Below are 15,247 nucleotides of genomic sequence, written 5' to 3'. Positions count from 1 at the left end.
GAGGCAATATGCTTGATTATATAATCGTTCAGGCGGGTGGAAAAGGATCAAGAATGCAGGTTCTTACAAGGAATAAGCCAAAAGCTCTGGTTCCAGTAAATAACCTTCCAATGATCTTTCACTTATTCAAAAAATATCCTGAAAAGAAATACATCATCATCGGAGATTATAAGATTGATGTCTTAGAACGCTACCTTCGCGAGTTTGCGACAGTAGATTATAAGCTTGTGTCAGGCTCAGGACACACCGGAACCTGTGCGGGACTTTCTGAGGCTCTTAGCTACGTGCCTGATGGTCAGAGGTTTATGCTCATCTGGTGCGATCTTGTGCTGTCTGATGATTATGAGATTCCAGAAACAGACAATAATATTATTGGTATTTCTAAGGACTTCTCATGCCGCTGGAAATATGAAAATGGTGAGTTTGTTGAAGAAAGAAGCGATGAATACGGCGTAGCTGGTCACTTCATCTTCAAGGATAAGAGCTATATTGATGATCTTCCTACAGATGGAGAGTTTGTACGATATCTTAAAGGCAAGGGGCTTAAATTCGAAGAGCAGCCGCTGTACAGGACCAAAGAATACGGCCTTTACAGTGAGTGGAATAAGCTCCCTAAGATGAGATGCAGACCTTTTAATAAGATCACTATCGACAATGATAAGGTCATAAAAGAAGGCATTGATGAACAGGGCAAGAAGCTTGCAGTAAGAGAATGCGCTTGGTATCAGAAGATGCAGGGCAAGAACTTTGACGGAATACCTGCTATTTATTCCTATGATCCACTGGTGATGGAGCTGGTAGATGGTAAGAATATCTATGAGTATACTTATCTTCCTACTGAGCAAAAGAAATATGTTCTTGAGAAGATAATTGGAAGACTTAAAGAAATACATCAGATGGAAAGTGCTCCTTATGATGAGGAGAGCTATAGAGTAGCTTACCTTGATAAGACCTACGACAGATTAAAGAAAGTAAGAAATCTTGTTCCATTTGCCAATGACCCTGTGGTCACTATAAATGGTAGAGAGTGTAGAAATATCTTTTACCATCAGGAAGAGGTTGAGCGCCTTGTAATGCAGTATGCTCCAAGAGAGTTTGTGCTCATCCACGGAGATTGTACCTTTAGTAACACTGTGCTTCGTCACGATTCTGATCCGGTATTTATCGATCCAAGAGGATATTTTGGTAATACTGAGTTTTACGGCGATGCAGCCTATGACTGGGTTAAGCTATATTACAGTTTGTTTAGCAACTATGATCAGTTTAACTTAAAGAGATTTAGTCTTGATATCAGAGATAAAGATGTAACTTTGGATATAGGTTCTAACAGCTGGGAAAACATGGAAGAGTATTTCTTTGAGCTGTTGGAGGGAGAAGTTACAAGACGTCAGGTAAAGATATTACTTGCTATTATTTGGCTTAGTCTTACTACCTATGCCTGGGAAGACTACGATTCTATTTGTGGAGCCTTCTATAATGGGCTTTATTACCTTGAAGAAGCCCTTGGTATGGAGAGCGCCTACAGCTATTTCTCCAGGAATATGAACTTCATCAATAGCGCCCTTCAGGGAATATCAATGAGTGAGATGGACAGACTCATCCTTGATTGTGAGAAGGCCTTAAAGAGCGGACACAAAGTTATCGCATCAGGACTTGGCAAGAATGTTCCTATTTGCGAAAAATTTGAGGGAACAATGGTTTCCCTTGGCCTTGATGCCAGATTCTTACATACAAATTCCGCGGTACATGGTGAAATGGGCCTGGTTCACCCTGGTGATGTGCTCATGATCCTTACTAAGAGCGGAAGTACCACAGAATCAGTATACCTTGCCGAGCTCATGAAAAAGAGAGAGGGTGTAAAGCTCTGGCTTATGAGCTGTAATGAAAATGGAACTTTGGTGAAGTATGTAGACAATAAGCTTATTATTCCTCTTGAGCATGAAGGAGACCCATGGAATATCATTCCTAATAATTCCACTACCTGTTTCCTTATTGTGCTTCAGATGATTGCAATGCAGCTTGCAAGAAGAATGGATGTTTCACTGGATAGGTTCAAGGAAAACCATCCAGGCGGAGCAATTGGAGAAATCTTATCAGTAGAGAACTAAGGAGTAGCTAGATGGAATATTCTGCAGCTTTTAAAAAACTAGTAATAGATAAATTTAATCAGGTGGAAAAGGACAGCGCTATAGCAACGCAGCATGTCGGCCAGGATGATTTCAAAAACTATATCATAGCTGCCCAGCAGAATATGCTGGCTTTTTCTCAGTACATAGAGCTTACTTTTGGCTTTTTTTCTAAGCATGAATATTCTAATATTGCATTGATATCTTTAGAAGATTCTGAGAGAAAAAGGATACTTGGAGTATTGCAGAGCTTGATCCAGGATGCCCTTACTATTATGGAACAGTACGCAAAGTGCCTTGAAGAGACTGATGAAACAGTGATCCTGGATAGCCTTAAGATAGTTAAGGATAAGGCAGGAATCCTTTCTCTTAAAGTGAGATTTGATGTTCCTGCTCCTCCAATGGAAAGCGTGGATGATGCCAGTGTATTAGACATATGCAAGAACATGGTAAAGCTAAATGCCATAAATATGGATTACTACACTCTGAACAAGTTATGGCACTTTTCAGTAAGAAAGATCTATCCAAGGATTGAACTTTCTGATACTGCCATTGTGATCCAGGGACCCGTTCTCTATGAAGGTGACTTCACATTAGAGACTCTTTTGTACTACAGAAGACTTTATCCTGTTACAACCATCATATTATCTACCTGGACAGGTGAAGTTACTCCAGAGCTTAGATATATGGTAGAAGCAGCTGATGTCATCGTATTAGAAAATGAAAAGCCTGAAATAAAAGGTAAGACAAATGTAAAACTCCAGGCATTTAGTTCATTAAAGGGAATAGAGCTTGCTGAAAAAGATCAGAATATAAAATATGTTTTAAAGACCAGAACTGATCAGAGGTTCTTTTTGCCGGATTTTTTAAGCTACATGAGAAATATGATAAAGCTTTACCCTGTAGCACAGGAGGGACTTGAAGGCAGAATAGAATTTCTAGGGGGATACTCATCTCTTATGACATATCCTTTTAGACTTACAGATTTTATGACCTTCGGAACAATTGGAGATATAAAGAGGTTTTATTCCTGCTCTGGAGAGGATGAGAGATTAGAAAACACCTATCGCGACGAGGAAAGCACAGGATATCAGTATGACAGGGTATTCAGGCTCACCCCGAGGGACGATGTGTTCTCGGTTTTGGGTTACAGTAAAGAGGAGAGAATGGCTTTATGCCATAAGATAGGACCCTATAAGGATCCGGAATCCTATCTTGCCGGAAGCTTTTATGAGAGAGTGATATTAGGAAGAATTCTTGAAGAAAGTGATGATGAACTGATGCATTACTGGAAGTTTCTTAAAAATGCTGCAATCATTATCGATCCTTTGCAGCTTATGTTCTACTGGAAAAAGTATGACAGTGAGTATATGACTAATAATATGCTTATTGCAGATGGCAGCCTTAGTAACAGTACTTGGACACAACTTTATCTTCATGAATTTGAGGAGTGATATGGAAAGCATAGTTTTATCAAAACTTGGACATACCTGGATATTGGATATTGATGGAACCATAGTTAAGCACAATGGCTACAAGATAGATGGCGAGGATTCTTTTTTGCCTGGAGCAAAAGAGTTCCTTGATGGGATTCCAAAAGAGGATATGGTTGTATTCATTACATCCAGAACTGACGAATATCGTGAAAAAACAATAGAATTCCTAAAAAGGAATTCTATTAGATTTGATCATATTATATTTAATGCTCCTTATGGAGAGAGGATCTTACTAAATGATGATAAGCCAAGTGGTCTTAAAATGGGCATGGCTCTTAATCTAAAAAGAGACACATTCCCAGAAATGAATGTTACTATCGATGAAGAGCTGTAATTTTTTTGTTAGATAGGGTAGTAACTATCGCCTACTTTTAGCTTGCCGTCTTTGTATTCACCCATGGCACCGCTTTCAAGGATTGCTATGTAGAACTGCTCTGGTGATAACTTTTCTCTGTAACGAGGATCTCTAAAAAGCCCTGTTAGTATATCTTCAGTTTCGTGGTATTTTTCAAAGGTTGCGGCGTGATAATCCTTGGAAAGCCACTTTATATCTTCTGGAGTGATATCAGAGATATCCACAAAGAAGTTTGCATTTCTGAAAGATTTCCACTTTCTGAGCATATATGCAGACTGGTGACGCATAGCAACAAAGGTTCCAAAGGTTTCAAACTCAGAAAAACCAAGCTTTAGATTATCGGTACCTACAGCTGACAGGATCTTTTCATAAAAGGCTTCTCCTTCAAAGCTGGTTTTCTCAATTTCTGCTATCATTTCAAGCATGAAGTCCTTGTTAAAGACCATGTGCTCAGATATGAAGGAGTCCTGAATTATCTTGGTGTAGCCAAAAAGTCTTTCAATAGTGACAAAATAGCTGGTATTGAATTCTGGCTTGACGTCAAAGTAAGGCTTGCCGTTTTCTGAGAACATTTCTATTTTTTTGACAGGAATAGTGTCGGCATCCCAGGAAAGATAGTATTCTTCCTCGCAGACATTTGCGTATGCCATCTTAAGAAACTGCTGATAATACCAGTTTACGGTGGAAATAGCCTTGGTAGTGGCAGCAGCTAATATTGGATCATAAACTTCTTTTACCTTAGAAAAAGGTACTAAGGAGTTTTCGTTTATATATTCGATAGTCAGATCAGAATCGTCAGTTTCATTAACTAGTGGTTCTAGGGATGAAGGGCCTATGAATACGATCTTGCTCACAGGAAGAAATTCAAATAGATAGTGAAGAGTAGCTTTGGCTCTATTAAAATCTTCTGGAACAGCTGGGATAATGCAAGGATACTTATGATCATTTGAATTAGTCATTTAGGCACCTCCAACACATGATTACAACAGTTATTATATCAAATAATAAGAGCTTTTTGATGTATAATTAAGTATATTGATGAGCCGAAAAGTACTGGACCTGAGGGGGATAGAGTTACAATGCACAGAATAACATCTATAGTATGGGAACCAAGGCCTTGGTATAATGTGGAACTGGCCAAAGATATTGCGCTTGTTCCGTATCTTCTTCACAAAAATCATGGATGTGAAGTTACTTTGGTGACCGGTCCAGGCGAAGAATATACATATCTTGAGTATCTTGAAGGTATAAATTTCGTAGTTCTTGAAGATAGTTCCATTGAATGTAAAAAAGAATACATACGAAAGAATATAGATAATATCGATCTTTTCATGTTCTATGGCGTTACAAGTCATGATCTATTGATGTCCGAGTATCTAAGAGAAATTGGTGCAAAGTGCATGAAGACCTGCGCCCTTGATATGAATATTGAGTATGCAGACAGACTGGTGTTTTATAAAGATCCATTTTTTAGCTACTTTGACAATATGGACCTTATGTGGCAGTCAGATGCAACCATGACAAGGTTCTTAAATGAAAAGTGGGACTGGAACATAGAGTGCGAGAGAAATGGCTATTATAACCTTGTAAAAGGTACTAGCAAGGTGGATTACGTTCCAATAGCTGATAGGAATAATACCATTTTGTACGTGGGAAGGATCATAGAGGAGCAAAAGAGGATAAAGACCCTTCTTGATGCTTTTGTTATTGCCGCTGATAAACTTCCTGACTGGACTTTGAAGCTTATAGGTCCTATTGATCCAGGATTTTTCGAATATCTGGATATGTTCATGGAATACCACTTAGAGATAGCAGATAGGATCATAGTGATCGATAATATAAGTGATAAAGAAGAGCTTCACAGAGAATATGAGAAAGCAAAGATATTTGCTTCTACAAGTGACATGGAAGGCGGCGTTCCAAACGCCATGACAGAAGCTCTTTGCACAGGCTGTGTTATGGCTATTACGCAGATTGAGTCTTATAGAGACTGTATTGGTAATGACGAAGCGGGGCTTAGCGCTCCTATCGGTGATGCAAAGCGCTTTTCAGACATTCTTGTAAAACTTTGTACGGAAAGTGATCTTGATAAGATGTCCAAAGCATCTTACGACAGAGGACAAGAGCTATTTAATCTTGAAAAGATAGCTGGGGAGATATATGGGAAACTTTGCGCTAGAGGGTTTTAAATATCTATATAAAAGTGAAAAGGAAGATGAAGTATTGCTGGACCTTGAGGACTGGTTTTCTAACAAGGGACGAGTTCCGTTTCATGACTACTTTGACAATACTACTGTTTCAACGCTGATCCTTAATAATCTTGATGCTCACGCTGCGTTTGTCGGCGGCGATCCAGTAATCTCTCAGTATGATATCTGCTATGCAATGCTGGACACTATGTTCATCAGAGAGCACACAAGGAGTAAGGACGCCAAGCTCATTATTGAATATGGTGCATCTAACGATTATATCCAAAAGCATTTCCTTAATATCCTGGCGGAGTTAAAGCCTGAGTCAGAGTATATCAAGGAAAACAATGATAGAAAAAGCGACATGGTAGTTTTGAACGGCGTAGGAGAGTGTACTGCTCCTGAGGTCGCAGTAAAAAATGCTTATGGGGCCTTAAAGGATGGCGGAGTTCTTTTTGCCATGTGCATTGGTCAGACACCTCTTAAACAGGAAATCGAGAGAGCATTTCCGAATGAAAAGAAGTATTTGCTTGCGCCTGACTGCGTAATCTGGAAAGTGAGAAAGTAAGATGAATGTAATTACGGCACTTAATAGAAAATATATTCCATATACCCTTGTAATGCTCACATCTCTTGGGATCAATTCTAAAGAGAGCGTTGATGCTTATCTTCTTCACAGCGAGCTTACAGGTGAAGATGAAAAGTTCCTTAAGGGAGCCTTGGAAGAACATGGCGTAAATATACATCTCGTTGCCATAGATAGGAGTATGTTTAGCGATAAGCTTCCAAGAAATGAACAGTGGAGTCTAGAGACCTATTTTAGACTTATGATGTTTGATGTACTTCCTGATAACATTTCAAGAGCTCTTTATCTTGATGGAGATATGGTCATTAATAAAGATTTAACTGACCTTTATAACATGGACTTTGCTGACAAAGAGATAATTGCCTGCGATGACAAGGGCGGCTTTAATCAAAAAGAAGGCTATGGACCAAAGCACAATGAGATGTTTAGAGAAGCCTATGAGCATGGCTATAGATATTTTAATGCTGGCGTGATGCTCCTTAATTTAGAACTCATGCGCAAAAGATACTCCTTTAAGACCTATCTTGATGCCTTTGAAGCCTGGGATTATCAGATGGAGGCACCAGATCAGGATATACTTAACTGGGTTCATTGGAAAAATGTAGATTACGTTGATTTTGCATATTATGACCTTTTTGCCAGAGTTGCCCACACTTCAGGCATAACCTATGAAGAGGTTAAAAAAGATGTGGCAATAGTGCACTTTCCTGGTGCAAAGCCATGGGAAAATGCTAACTATCACTTTGGTATAGAAAAGCTGTGGTGGGACTATGCCAAAAAGACGCCTATTTATCAGGAACTACTGGAAAGCTTTGTAGAATCAGCTGTTACAGATAATTCAATTGAGCTATTCATGAGAAATCTTGATGAGAAGAATAGAACACAGGCTGATCTACTTCAGCAACTTATGGCCAAGGTAAAAGAGATCATGTAAAGGATTTTCATATGGTAACTGTTTTTACGCCCACATATAACAGGGCATACAGATTGGAACAACTTTATAATTCCCTTAAGAGGCAGACATCCAAGGATTTTGAATGGATAGTCATAAATGATGGAAGCACAGACAATACTAATGAGCTTTTTGATGTTTGGCTTAAGGAAGAAAATGACTTTCCTATCATCTACAAAGAAGTAGAAAATGGCGGAAAGCATAGAGGTATCAACAAAGCTGTTCAGATGGCTTCGAGCGATGCCTTCTTTATCGTTGATAGCGATGATTACATTCTTGATGATGCAATAGAGAAGGTTAACAGATGGTTTTCCCAGATTGCTGACGATGACTCTTTTGCTGCAGTAAGTGGACTTAAGAGCGAGCCAGATATGAAGCCTGTTGGAGGCTATGGTAAGTTTGAAGGAGAATATGTAGATTGCACCAATCTGCAGAGACATTTGTATAATCTCTTAGATGATAAAGCTGAGGTCTACAAGACCAGCATTTTAAAGAAATATCCATTTCCTGAGTTTGAGGGTGAAAAGTTTGTTCCGGAGTCTCTGATCTGGGATAGCATTGCAAGGGACGGCTACAAGATAAGATGGTTTAATGAGATCATTTACATCTGCGAATATCTGCCGGATGGACTTTCAGCAAGCTCAGACAAAAAGTTTATGGAAAGCCCCAAGGGCTTTATTGCGTATCTCAACATGCTTGAAACTGTTCATGACCCAAGAGAAGTAGACGTGTTCAGGCTTCAGTTCTATCAGAACATCATCAATACTTATGGAACAGACAGACTTATTGAAATTATCAACATGGCCAATAAGATGAAGGAAGAACAAAAGTAATATGAATATCTTATTTTTGGACTGGAAAAGCATAGGAAATGAAGATCTGATACAGGCTGCCAAAAAGCTTGGAATATCAGTTACTACCTATGCTTTTGATAATCATATAGATGATGATGACAAAGATTTTATGGAAAAGTTCAAAGAGGATATAGGGAAGTTAAACTTTGATTTTGTTCTTTCTTTTAACTATTTTCCTGTTGTTTCTAAGGTTTGCAATGAACTTGGCGTAAAGTATGCAGCGTGGGTGTATGATAACCCTGCTGTAAGGCTCTTTTCCTATACTCTTATCAATAAATGCAATTATGTATTTGTATTTGATTCACAGATGTATGAGCTGTTTGCTAGTCAGGGTTTTAAGAATGTCTTTTATCTGCCAATGGCGGCGCCTGTAGAAAGATACGACTCCATTACTGTCACTGGTGATATGGCAAAAAAATACGGCGGAGATATTTCCTTTGTGGGTCAGTTATATACTGAGGATCACACCTACTATGACAGGCTTGAAGGCAAGATTTCAGACTATACAAAGGGCTATTTGGAGGGACTTATAAGCACTCAGATGGAGCTTCAGGGAGTTAACATTATCGAGAGCTCCCTTACAGAGCGTGCCATAGCAGAGATGGAAAAGGTTCTGGAGATAAAGCCTGGATATGACAGCGTTGCGACCTATGAATATCTTTATGCTAATTATGTAATTAACAGAAAGATCACAGCCCTTGAGAGAAGCTCTTTTATAAGGGAAATAGGTCAAAAGCATCCTGTGAATCTGTATACCAAGGATAAGACTTTTTGCGCAGAAGGCGTTGATAACAGGGGCGAAGCGGATTACTACGTTGAGATGCCTATTGTGTTCAAAACTTCTGCAATTAACTTAAATATTTCTCTAAGAAGCATTCAAAAGGGCATACCTTTAAGGGCAATGGATATTATGGGATGCGGAGGATTCCTTCTTTCTAACTATCAGGAGGACTATCTAAGGTTTTTTGTTCCGGGAGAGGACTTTGTTTATTACGAAAGTAAGAAGGATCTTTTGGACAAGATAGATTACTACCTGATCCATGAGGATGAGAGACTTGATATCGCAAGGAGAGGCCATGACAAGGTCCTTGCTGATCACACATATGAAGGACGACTTCAGGAAATTATAGATATAGTGACTATGGAGTGAACATGAGTACAGTCTATGGATTATTGTATTTAAAAGAAATTAAATATGATGACATCGCCTGGACTATGTTAAATGCCGGAAGGACCATAAAGGTTATTGATACTGGAATTTCGATTCATAGTAAGGACCAGGGTGATATCGATAGGGTAAAAGAGCTACTAACAGGCGATGGGATCGATGTTGCCATAACAATGGACTTTGCACCGGCTGTTTCTGATGCCTGCGAGAGTTTAGACATTAAGTATGTTTCATGGATCTATGACATGCCCCAGCAGGAACTTTATGAGAAGCAGGTTGGAAATGACTGCAATTATATCTTTTCTTTTGACAAGATTCAGATAGAGCAGATAAAAGAGGCGGGAGGAAAGCAAGTCTTTTACCAGCCACTTGCTACAAACGTCTACAGAAACTCGGGACTTGTGATAAATCCAGAGGATGAAGCAAGATTTTCCTGCGATGTTTCCTTTGTTGGAAGCCTTTATAATGACGATAGCTATGGAGATGTCTTAGGGAAGGCGTCAGATGAGACCCAGAGCGAAATAGAGGCTATTGTTAACAGTTCTTTTGGCATATGGGATGGCAAGAACAGGATAAATGGAAAGCTTTCTGACACTGCCATTTCAGAGCTGTGGAAGATATATGGCGGAAATGATACAGACTCATTTTCAATGGATAAGGATACATATCTTGGAGCAAGACTCTTTGCAAGATATATTTCTTTTTTGGAGAGAAGCTGTATATTGGAGTCTCTTTCTGACTACGACGTAAGGCTTCATACAAATGATACGTCTATCAGTATTCCAGGAGTTAAGGTGGGAGGAAGGCTTTCCTATGATGAAGAGCTTCCAAGGATGTATTATCTTAGTAAGATAAACCTTAATATCTCATTGCATTCCATATTATCAGGAGTGCCCCTTAGGGTATTTGATATCATGGGAGTTGGAGGATTTATGCTGACTAATTACCAGCCTGAGATAGAAGAACTCTTTACTATTGGCAAGGATATCGAGGTGTTTCATGATATAGATGAGCTTCACGACAAGGTCAGCTTTTACCTTGCTAACGAAAAGGCAAGGCTTCAGATAGCGCTAAATGGTTACAAGCTTGTAAGTGAGAAGTATAGCTATGATAGGGCTATAGAGAGCATATTGGCAAAGATAGGATGATGGCATGAAAAAAGTAAGCATAGTAGTACCTGCGTACAACTCAGAAAAAACAATAACAAGATGCCTTAGTAGCCTTGTTAATCAGACACTACAGGACATCGAGATCATAGTTGTTAACGACGCCTCAACAGATAATACCTGGGAGATCATGAAAAGCTGTGAAGAGCAGTTTCCTGATAAGGTAGTCATAATAGATGGCGGAGTTAATAGAGGCAGTGGCGGAGCCAGAAATCAAGGCTTTGACTTTGCAACAGGCGAATATATCGGTCTTGTTGATAGCGATGACTATGTGGCTTCAAATATGTTTGAGCTACTATATAACAAGGCAAAAGAAGGGGACTACGATATCGTAGATACTGGGTTTTATAGCGAGCGTCAGGATAAGGCAACTTTATATACAGGGGATAATGTAACAGGAGATTTAGATGACCAGAAGAGGAGAACTCTTATTACCTGTGGCGGCTACCTTGTAACCAAGATATTTAAAAGAGAGTTGTGGAATAATCCTGTCATCAGAATGCGTGAAAAGGTAAGATGCCTTGAGGATACTGAAATCTTACTGTATATGATCCTTAGAGCTAGGAATATTGGTAATGTCAAAGAGGTTCTTTACAATTACTGCGACAGCGCGGATTCTGCTACGAAGACCATGGATCTTGACACATATTATGCGTCTATTTATGGAGCCATAGGGGCAACCTATGAAAAATGCCATGAGCTTGAAAACTACGAAGGCGTCAAGGATGCCATGGAATATGCTATGGCAAATATGTATTCCTTTGGGATAAACAGATGCCTCTATGAAAAGATTGCAAGGTATGGAGCAGATATAAAGAATGTAAAAAGATATTTCGAAGGAGCAGATCCTAATACAGAAAAGCTCCTTCGTGATCTTGCAGTGTTAAGAAAAAATGCCATCACAATTCCTTACGATGATAATATTGAGATACAAAACAGAATATCTCAGCTGGATATTGCTATCATGAAGGAATGCGACAGACTCTTTTTATAAAGTCTTGAGAACTGAGATGAAGTTAAGAACATCCTCATCAAACTTGGCTTTCTCAGAAGCGATGAAGCTCCTGTAGTCAGCAAATGCATTTTGGTGCTGAACGAAATTATCGCAAATGTCATGCATCAGAGTATCTATAGCATCCAGCTGACTTGCTGGATCATCAAACTTATATTGTTCAGGGATCGGCACATCCTCTTGGAATGCTGCTGATCCTTTTTTGTTGGTTATAACAACGCAGCCGTCGGCAGCAGCTTCTCTAGGGATTCGGTCCTTACCTGGGTGGTTTCCAAAATCAACATATATCTTGGAACTCTGCATTGTAAGGATCATATGAGGCAGGTCCATTTTTACCAAAGGGATCCAGTTAAGCCAAGAAGCTTTTGCTATAAGTGGCTTTATTTCTTCAAAGCCCTTGGCAGGATTGTATAAGGCATTATTCATGCGCCCTTCAGCAGGGTAGATGAATTTGCCATGTTCTTCATTGATGTAGTCTGAAAGAAAGATTCCATTGGCATCAGGAAACATCTTTTTGACATATTCTATTGAGTACTTGGATTGGAAAAGGTGAAGAGAAACGTTATCTTTTATGAAATCAACGTTACATTCCTGGGTTGATACGATGTAGTTATCAACGCTCATCCACCAAAGTGCAATCTTGGCGCGTTTGATGTGCATCATACTAAAGGTGAGACCTTCAGGGAAGATAACTATATTTTCAGCTCTGTCAATCTCATCCATGTTAGAGCGACTTTCAGTATTATATACGAGATAAGGTGCAGGAGTCTCGGCATTTTCTACGATGTTATAGGGCTCTTTTAGATTTACATAGCACATATAGGCCTTTTCATCAGATAGCCTATTTACAGCATTGCAAAGCTGATGAGCCAGCTCAGGACCACCACTTATTCTGTTTTGAGGTGAAATAATGTAGATCGCCATGAAAAACCTCCCTAAAATCCCGTAGATACACTCTAATTATACTACGTTACGCTGTTTATTGGCATATAACTATGATAAAATATAGTAGAGTGTTTATTATGAGGGATTATGGAGAAAAATCGATGAAAATACTAGCTCACAGAGGTTTATGGACGACAGCATCAGATAAAAATTCCATGGAAGCTTTTGTAAAGGCCTTTGAACACGGCTATGGAATAGAAACAGATGTAAGAGATTATATGGAGAAACTTGTGGTTTCGCACAATGTAGCTACTTCAGAGTGCTTTCTTTTTGAGGATGTCCTTAAAGCCTACAAAGAGTCTGGTTCTGATATGCCACTTGCCATCAATATCAAGGCAGATGGAATACAGGATATCTTAAGAGCAGATCTTAATAAATTCAACATAAAGAACTATTTTGTCTTTGATATGTCTATTCCTGAGCAGGTAGTGTACCACAAGCAGGATTTTAACGCTTTCACCAGGATGAGCGAATATGAAAAAGAGCCTGTTCTTTTGGAAAAGTCACAGGGCGTTTGGATGGATGAATGGGAAAACTCCTGGATAAATGAAGGAGTTATTGACCAGATGAGACAGCAAGGCAAGATGGTTTCTATCATTTCACCAGAGATACATGGACGAGATAAGGCAAATATGTGGAAATTCCTAAAAAAATACGTTGATGATGCCGATGTAATGTTATGTACTGATACACCGGTAGAAGCGGAGGAATATTTTTATGGGAACTAAGATCAAAGCGATTCTTTTTGACATGGATGGCGTACTGATCGATGCCAAGGACTGGCATTATGAGGCGCTAAACAAGGCCCTTGGGCTCTTTGGGATGGAGATATCAAGATATGATCATCTTCACAGCTTTGACGGCCTTCCTACCAAGGAAAAACTCAGAATGCTCAGTGAAGAGTTCTATTTGCCGGAGAGTTTGCACTCTTTTATCAATCAGATGAAACAGCAATACACAATGGAAATTGTGAATACTAAATGCAGGCCATTATTTGAGCATGAATATGCGCTTTCTAAACTCAAGAATCAAGGGTACAAAATGGCTGTCTGTTCAAATTCCGTAAGAAAAACAATAGAGACAATGATGGAAAAGGCGGAGCTTTTGGAATACTTTGACTTTTTGGTATCTAATGAAGATGTCAAAAATGCGAAGCCAGATCCTGAAATATACACAACTGCTATCAATAAGCTGAATCTTTTACCAGAGGAGTGCCTTGTGCTTGAGGATAACAAAAATGGAATCCTTGCAGCTAAGAGGAGCGGCGCAAATCTTTTGAAGGTTCAGGACGTGCATGATGTCAACTACACGAATATCATGAACAGAATTAAAGAAGTGGAGAATGGATGATGGTAAATATTCTTATTCCTGCTGCAGGCGGAGCGGAGTTTTTTCAAAATAGCTTTTATCCCAAGCCACTTGTTGAAGTAGCTGGGGAACCAATGATCCAACATGTGATCAAGAAGTTTGATGAGCTTAAGGACAAGCATTTCATCTTTATCCTGTCAGATGAAGACTGTGATAAGTTCCATTTGGACAATATCGTAAAGCTCATGACAGATGGAAATGCAGATGTCATCACATTAAAGCAAAGGACTAGAGGAGCTCTTTGTTCATGTCTTATTGCAATTGATTATATTAACAGTGACGATCCGCTTATTATCTGCAATTATGACCAGATAACTGATACAAGCGTAACAGAGGTTCTTGATTTCTTTGACAGCAAGGATGCAGATGGTGGACTTATCAGTTTCCAGAGCTTCCATCCTAGATGGTCCTATATCAGAACTGAAGAGGATCAGGTCACAGAGGTTGCTGAAAAGAGACCTGTTTCAAGAGATGCTATTTCTGGTTTCTACTACTTCAGACATGGATCTGATTTTGTAAAGTCAGCCAAGGCTGCTATTAGAAAAGATACCCAGATAAACGATAAGTTTTACATTTCATCATCGATGAATGAAATGATCCTTAAGAATAAAAAGATCACATTCTACAAGATCGACCAGGAGAAATTCCACTCCTTCCACGCTGCAGAGAAGGTAAGCGAATATGAAAGGAGCCTTGCAAGAAGATGAAGAAAGCTAAATTAAGCGATATGAAGGGCGGCTGGTTCATAGGAAATTTTGAGCCATCTCTTTATAAGACCAATGACTGCGAGGTTGCAGTTAAGACCTACAAAAAGGGTGATAAGGAAGATAAGCATTATCACAAGATCGCCACAGAGTTTACTGCGATAGTTAAGGGCAAGGTCAAGATGTTTGACCAGATCTTTGAAGAAGGCGACGTAGTGGTAGTTGAACCAGGCGAAGCTACAGCCTTTGAAGCACTTGAAGATTCTATGAATGTAGTAGTAAAGCTTCCTGGTGCTAATAATGACAAATACCTTTCGGAGGATTAA

16 protein-coding genes are annotated in these 15,247 nt (G+C 39.3%); 14 read left to right on the top strand and 2 right to left on the bottom strand.

Features of this window, described 5'->3' with window-relative positions; translation table 11 throughout:
* Positions 1-8: 8 nt before the first annotated feature.
* Genes bhn_RS15470 through bhn_RS12225 form a run of 3 tightly spaced genes read left to right on the top strand, consistent with a single transcriptional unit; the run spans position 9 to position 3,956 of the window.
* A complete protein-coding gene (locus tag bhn_RS15470) occupies positions 9-2,108 on the top strand; it encodes an SIS domain-containing protein (RefSeq protein ID WP_236845920.1) in 2,100 nt (699 codons plus the stop codon).
* An 11-nt stretch (positions 2,109-2,119) separates the two neighbouring features.
* Positions 2,120-3,580, top strand: coding sequence for a WavE lipopolysaccharide synthesis family protein (locus bhn_RS12230; RefSeq protein WP_071176958.1), 1,461 nt, complete (start codon positions 2,120-2,122; stop codon positions 3,578-3,580).
* A gap of 1 nt (position 3,581) precedes the next feature.
* Complete coding sequence (locus bhn_RS12225) at positions 3,582-3,956, top strand: HAD family hydrolase (protein ID WP_148661953.1); 375 nt, start codon at positions 3,582-3,584, stop codon at positions 3,954-3,956.
* A gap of 8 nt (positions 3,957-3,964) precedes the next feature.
* On the opposite strand, the gene bhn_RS12220 is transcribed toward bhn_RS12225, so the two are convergent.
* On the bottom strand, positions 3,965-4,936 hold the full coding sequence (locus bhn_RS12220) for a DUF6492 family protein (RefSeq protein WP_071176956.1): 972 nt from the start codon (positions 4,934-4,936) through the stop codon (positions 3,965-3,967).
* A 120-nt stretch (positions 4,937-5,056) separates the two neighbouring features.
* Between bhn_RS12220 and bhn_RS12215 the strand changes: the two genes are divergently transcribed.
* The 7 genes from bhn_RS12215 to bhn_RS12185 are packed head-to-tail and all read left to right on the top strand — an operon-like array spanning position 5,057 to position 11,886.
* Positions 5,057-6,166 carry a glycosyltransferase family 4 protein gene (locus bhn_RS12215; RefSeq protein WP_071176955.1) on the top strand — a complete coding sequence of 370 codons (1,110 nt, stop codon included), beginning with the start codon at positions 5,057-5,059 and terminating at the stop codon, positions 6,164-6,166.
* A complete protein-coding gene (locus bhn_RS12210) occupies positions 6,138-6,734 on the top strand; it encodes a hypothetical protein (protein ID WP_071176954.1) in 597 nt (198 codons plus the stop codon). The genes bhn_RS12215 and bhn_RS12210 overlap by 29 nt, the downstream gene beginning before the upstream one ends.
* A gap of 1 nt (position 6,735) precedes the next feature.
* Positions 6,736-7,686: a glycosyltransferase family 8 protein gene (locus bhn_RS12205; protein WP_071176953.1), complete on the top strand. Its 951-nt coding sequence runs from the start codon at positions 6,736-6,738 to the stop codon at positions 7,684-7,686.
* An 11-nt stretch (positions 7,687-7,697) separates the two neighbouring features.
* Positions 7,698-8,537, top strand: a complete 840-nt coding sequence (locus bhn_RS12200; RefSeq protein WP_071176952.1) for a glycosyltransferase family 2 protein — start codon at positions 7,698-7,700, stop codon at positions 8,535-8,537.
* A gap of 1 nt (position 8,538) precedes the next feature.
* Positions 8,539-9,708, top strand: a complete 1,170-nt coding sequence (locus bhn_RS12195; RefSeq protein ID WP_071176951.1) for a CgeB family protein — start codon at positions 8,539-8,541, stop codon at positions 9,706-9,708.
* Between the two features lie 2 nt (positions 9,709-9,710).
* The gene (locus bhn_RS12190) at positions 9,711-10,874 is read left to right on the top strand and encodes a CgeB family protein (protein ID WP_071176950.1); all 1,164 of its coding nucleotides are present in this window, start codon (positions 9,711-9,713) and stop codon (positions 10,872-10,874) included.
* Between the two features lie 4 nt (positions 10,875-10,878).
* A complete protein-coding gene (locus bhn_RS12185; protein ID WP_071176949.1) occupies positions 10,879-11,886 on the top strand; it encodes a glycosyltransferase family 2 protein in 1,008 nt (335 codons plus the stop codon).
* On the opposite strand, the gene bhn_RS12180 is transcribed toward bhn_RS12185, so the two are convergent.
* Positions 11,881-12,828 carry a hypothetical protein gene (locus bhn_RS12180; protein WP_071176948.1) on the bottom strand — a complete coding sequence of 316 codons (948 nt, stop codon included), beginning with the start codon at positions 12,826-12,828 and terminating at the stop codon, positions 11,881-11,883. The genes bhn_RS12185 and bhn_RS12180 overlap by 6 nt on opposite strands.
* A 122-nt stretch (positions 12,829-12,950) precedes the next feature.
* On the opposite strand from bhn_RS12180, the gene bhn_RS12175 reads away from it, so the two are divergent.
* From bhn_RS12175 to bhn_RS12160, 4 genes are read left to right on the top strand one after another with little or no spacing between them, the layout of a single operon-like run.
* Positions 12,951-13,577, top strand: coding sequence for a PI-PLC domain-containing protein (locus bhn_RS12175; RefSeq protein ID WP_071176947.1), 627 nt, complete (start codon positions 12,951-12,953; stop codon positions 13,575-13,577).
* On the top strand, positions 13,567-14,199 hold the full coding sequence (locus bhn_RS12170; protein ID WP_071176946.1) for an HAD family hydrolase: 633 nt from the start codon (positions 13,567-13,569) through the stop codon (positions 14,197-14,199). The genes bhn_RS12175 and bhn_RS12170 overlap by 11 nt, the downstream gene beginning before the upstream one ends.
* Positions 14,196-14,924, top strand: a complete 729-nt coding sequence (locus tag bhn_RS12165; RefSeq protein ID WP_083385981.1) for a glycosyltransferase family 2 protein — start codon at positions 14,196-14,198, stop codon at positions 14,922-14,924. Before bhn_RS12170 ends, bhn_RS12165 begins: the two co-directional genes overlap by 4 nt.
* Positions 14,921-15,247 carry a cupin domain-containing protein gene (locus tag bhn_RS12160; RefSeq protein WP_071176944.1) on the top strand — a complete coding sequence of 109 codons (327 nt, stop codon included), beginning with the start codon at positions 14,921-14,923 and terminating at the stop codon, positions 15,245-15,247. The genes bhn_RS12165 and bhn_RS12160 overlap by 4 nt, the downstream gene beginning before the upstream one ends.

Source organism: Butyrivibrio hungatei (assembly GCF_001858005.1).
Classification (GTDB): domain Bacteria; phylum Bacillota; class Clostridia; order Lachnospirales; family Lachnospiraceae; genus Butyrivibrio; species Butyrivibrio hungatei.
This window is presented reverse-complemented; position numbering and strand designations above follow the sequence as displayed.

Excerpts from the sequence above, each read along its gene's own strand:
- bhn_RS15470 (WP_236845920.1), top strand. The coding sequence starts at position 9 with ATGCTTGATTATATAATCGTTCAGGCGGGTGGAAAAGGATCAAGAATG.
- bhn_RS12230 (WP_071176958.1), top strand. The coding sequence starts at position 2,120 with ATGGAATATTCTGCAGCTTTTAAAAAACTAGTAATAGATAAATTTAAT.
- bhn_RS12225 (WP_148661953.1), top strand. The coding sequence starts at position 3,582 with ATGGAAAGCATAGTTTTATCAAAACTTGGACATACCTGGATATTGGAT.
- bhn_RS12220 (WP_071176956.1), bottom strand. The coding sequence starts at position 4,936 with ATGACTAATTCAAATGATCATAAGTATCCTTGCATTATCCCAGCTGTT.
- bhn_RS12215 (WP_071176955.1), top strand. The coding sequence starts at position 5,057 with ATGCACAGAATAACATCTATAGTATGGGAACCAAGGCCTTGGTATAAT.
- bhn_RS12210 (WP_071176954.1), top strand. The coding sequence starts at position 6,138 with ATGGGAAACTTTGCGCTAGAGGGTTTTAAATATCTATATAAAAGTGAA.
- bhn_RS12205 (WP_071176953.1), top strand. The coding sequence starts at position 6,736 with ATGAATGTAATTACGGCACTTAATAGAAAATATATTCCATATACCCTT.
- bhn_RS12200 (WP_071176952.1), top strand. The coding sequence starts at position 7,698 with ATGGTAACTGTTTTTACGCCCACATATAACAGGGCATACAGATTGGAA.
- bhn_RS12195 (WP_071176951.1), top strand. The coding sequence starts at position 8,539 with ATGAATATCTTATTTTTGGACTGGAAAAGCATAGGAAATGAAGATCTG.
- bhn_RS12190 (WP_071176950.1), top strand. The coding sequence starts at position 9,711 with ATGAGTACAGTCTATGGATTATTGTATTTAAAAGAAATTAAATATGAT.
- bhn_RS12185 (WP_071176949.1), top strand. The coding sequence starts at position 10,879 with ATGAAAAAAGTAAGCATAGTAGTACCTGCGTACAACTCAGAAAAAACA.
- bhn_RS12180 (WP_071176948.1), bottom strand. The coding sequence starts at position 12,828 with ATGGCGATCTACATTATTTCACCTCAAAACAGAATAAGTGGTGGTCCT.
- bhn_RS12175 (WP_071176947.1), top strand. The coding sequence starts at position 12,951 with ATGAAAATACTAGCTCACAGAGGTTTATGGACGACAGCATCAGATAAA.
- bhn_RS12170 (WP_071176946.1), top strand. The coding sequence starts at position 13,567 with ATGGGAACTAAGATCAAAGCGATTCTTTTTGACATGGATGGCGTACTG.
- bhn_RS12165 (WP_083385981.1), top strand. The coding sequence starts at position 14,196 with ATGATGGTAAATATTCTTATTCCTGCTGCAGGCGGAGCGGAGTTTTTT.
- bhn_RS12160 (WP_071176944.1), top strand. The coding sequence starts at position 14,921 with ATGAAGAAAGCTAAATTAAGCGATATGAAGGGCGGCTGGTTCATAGGA.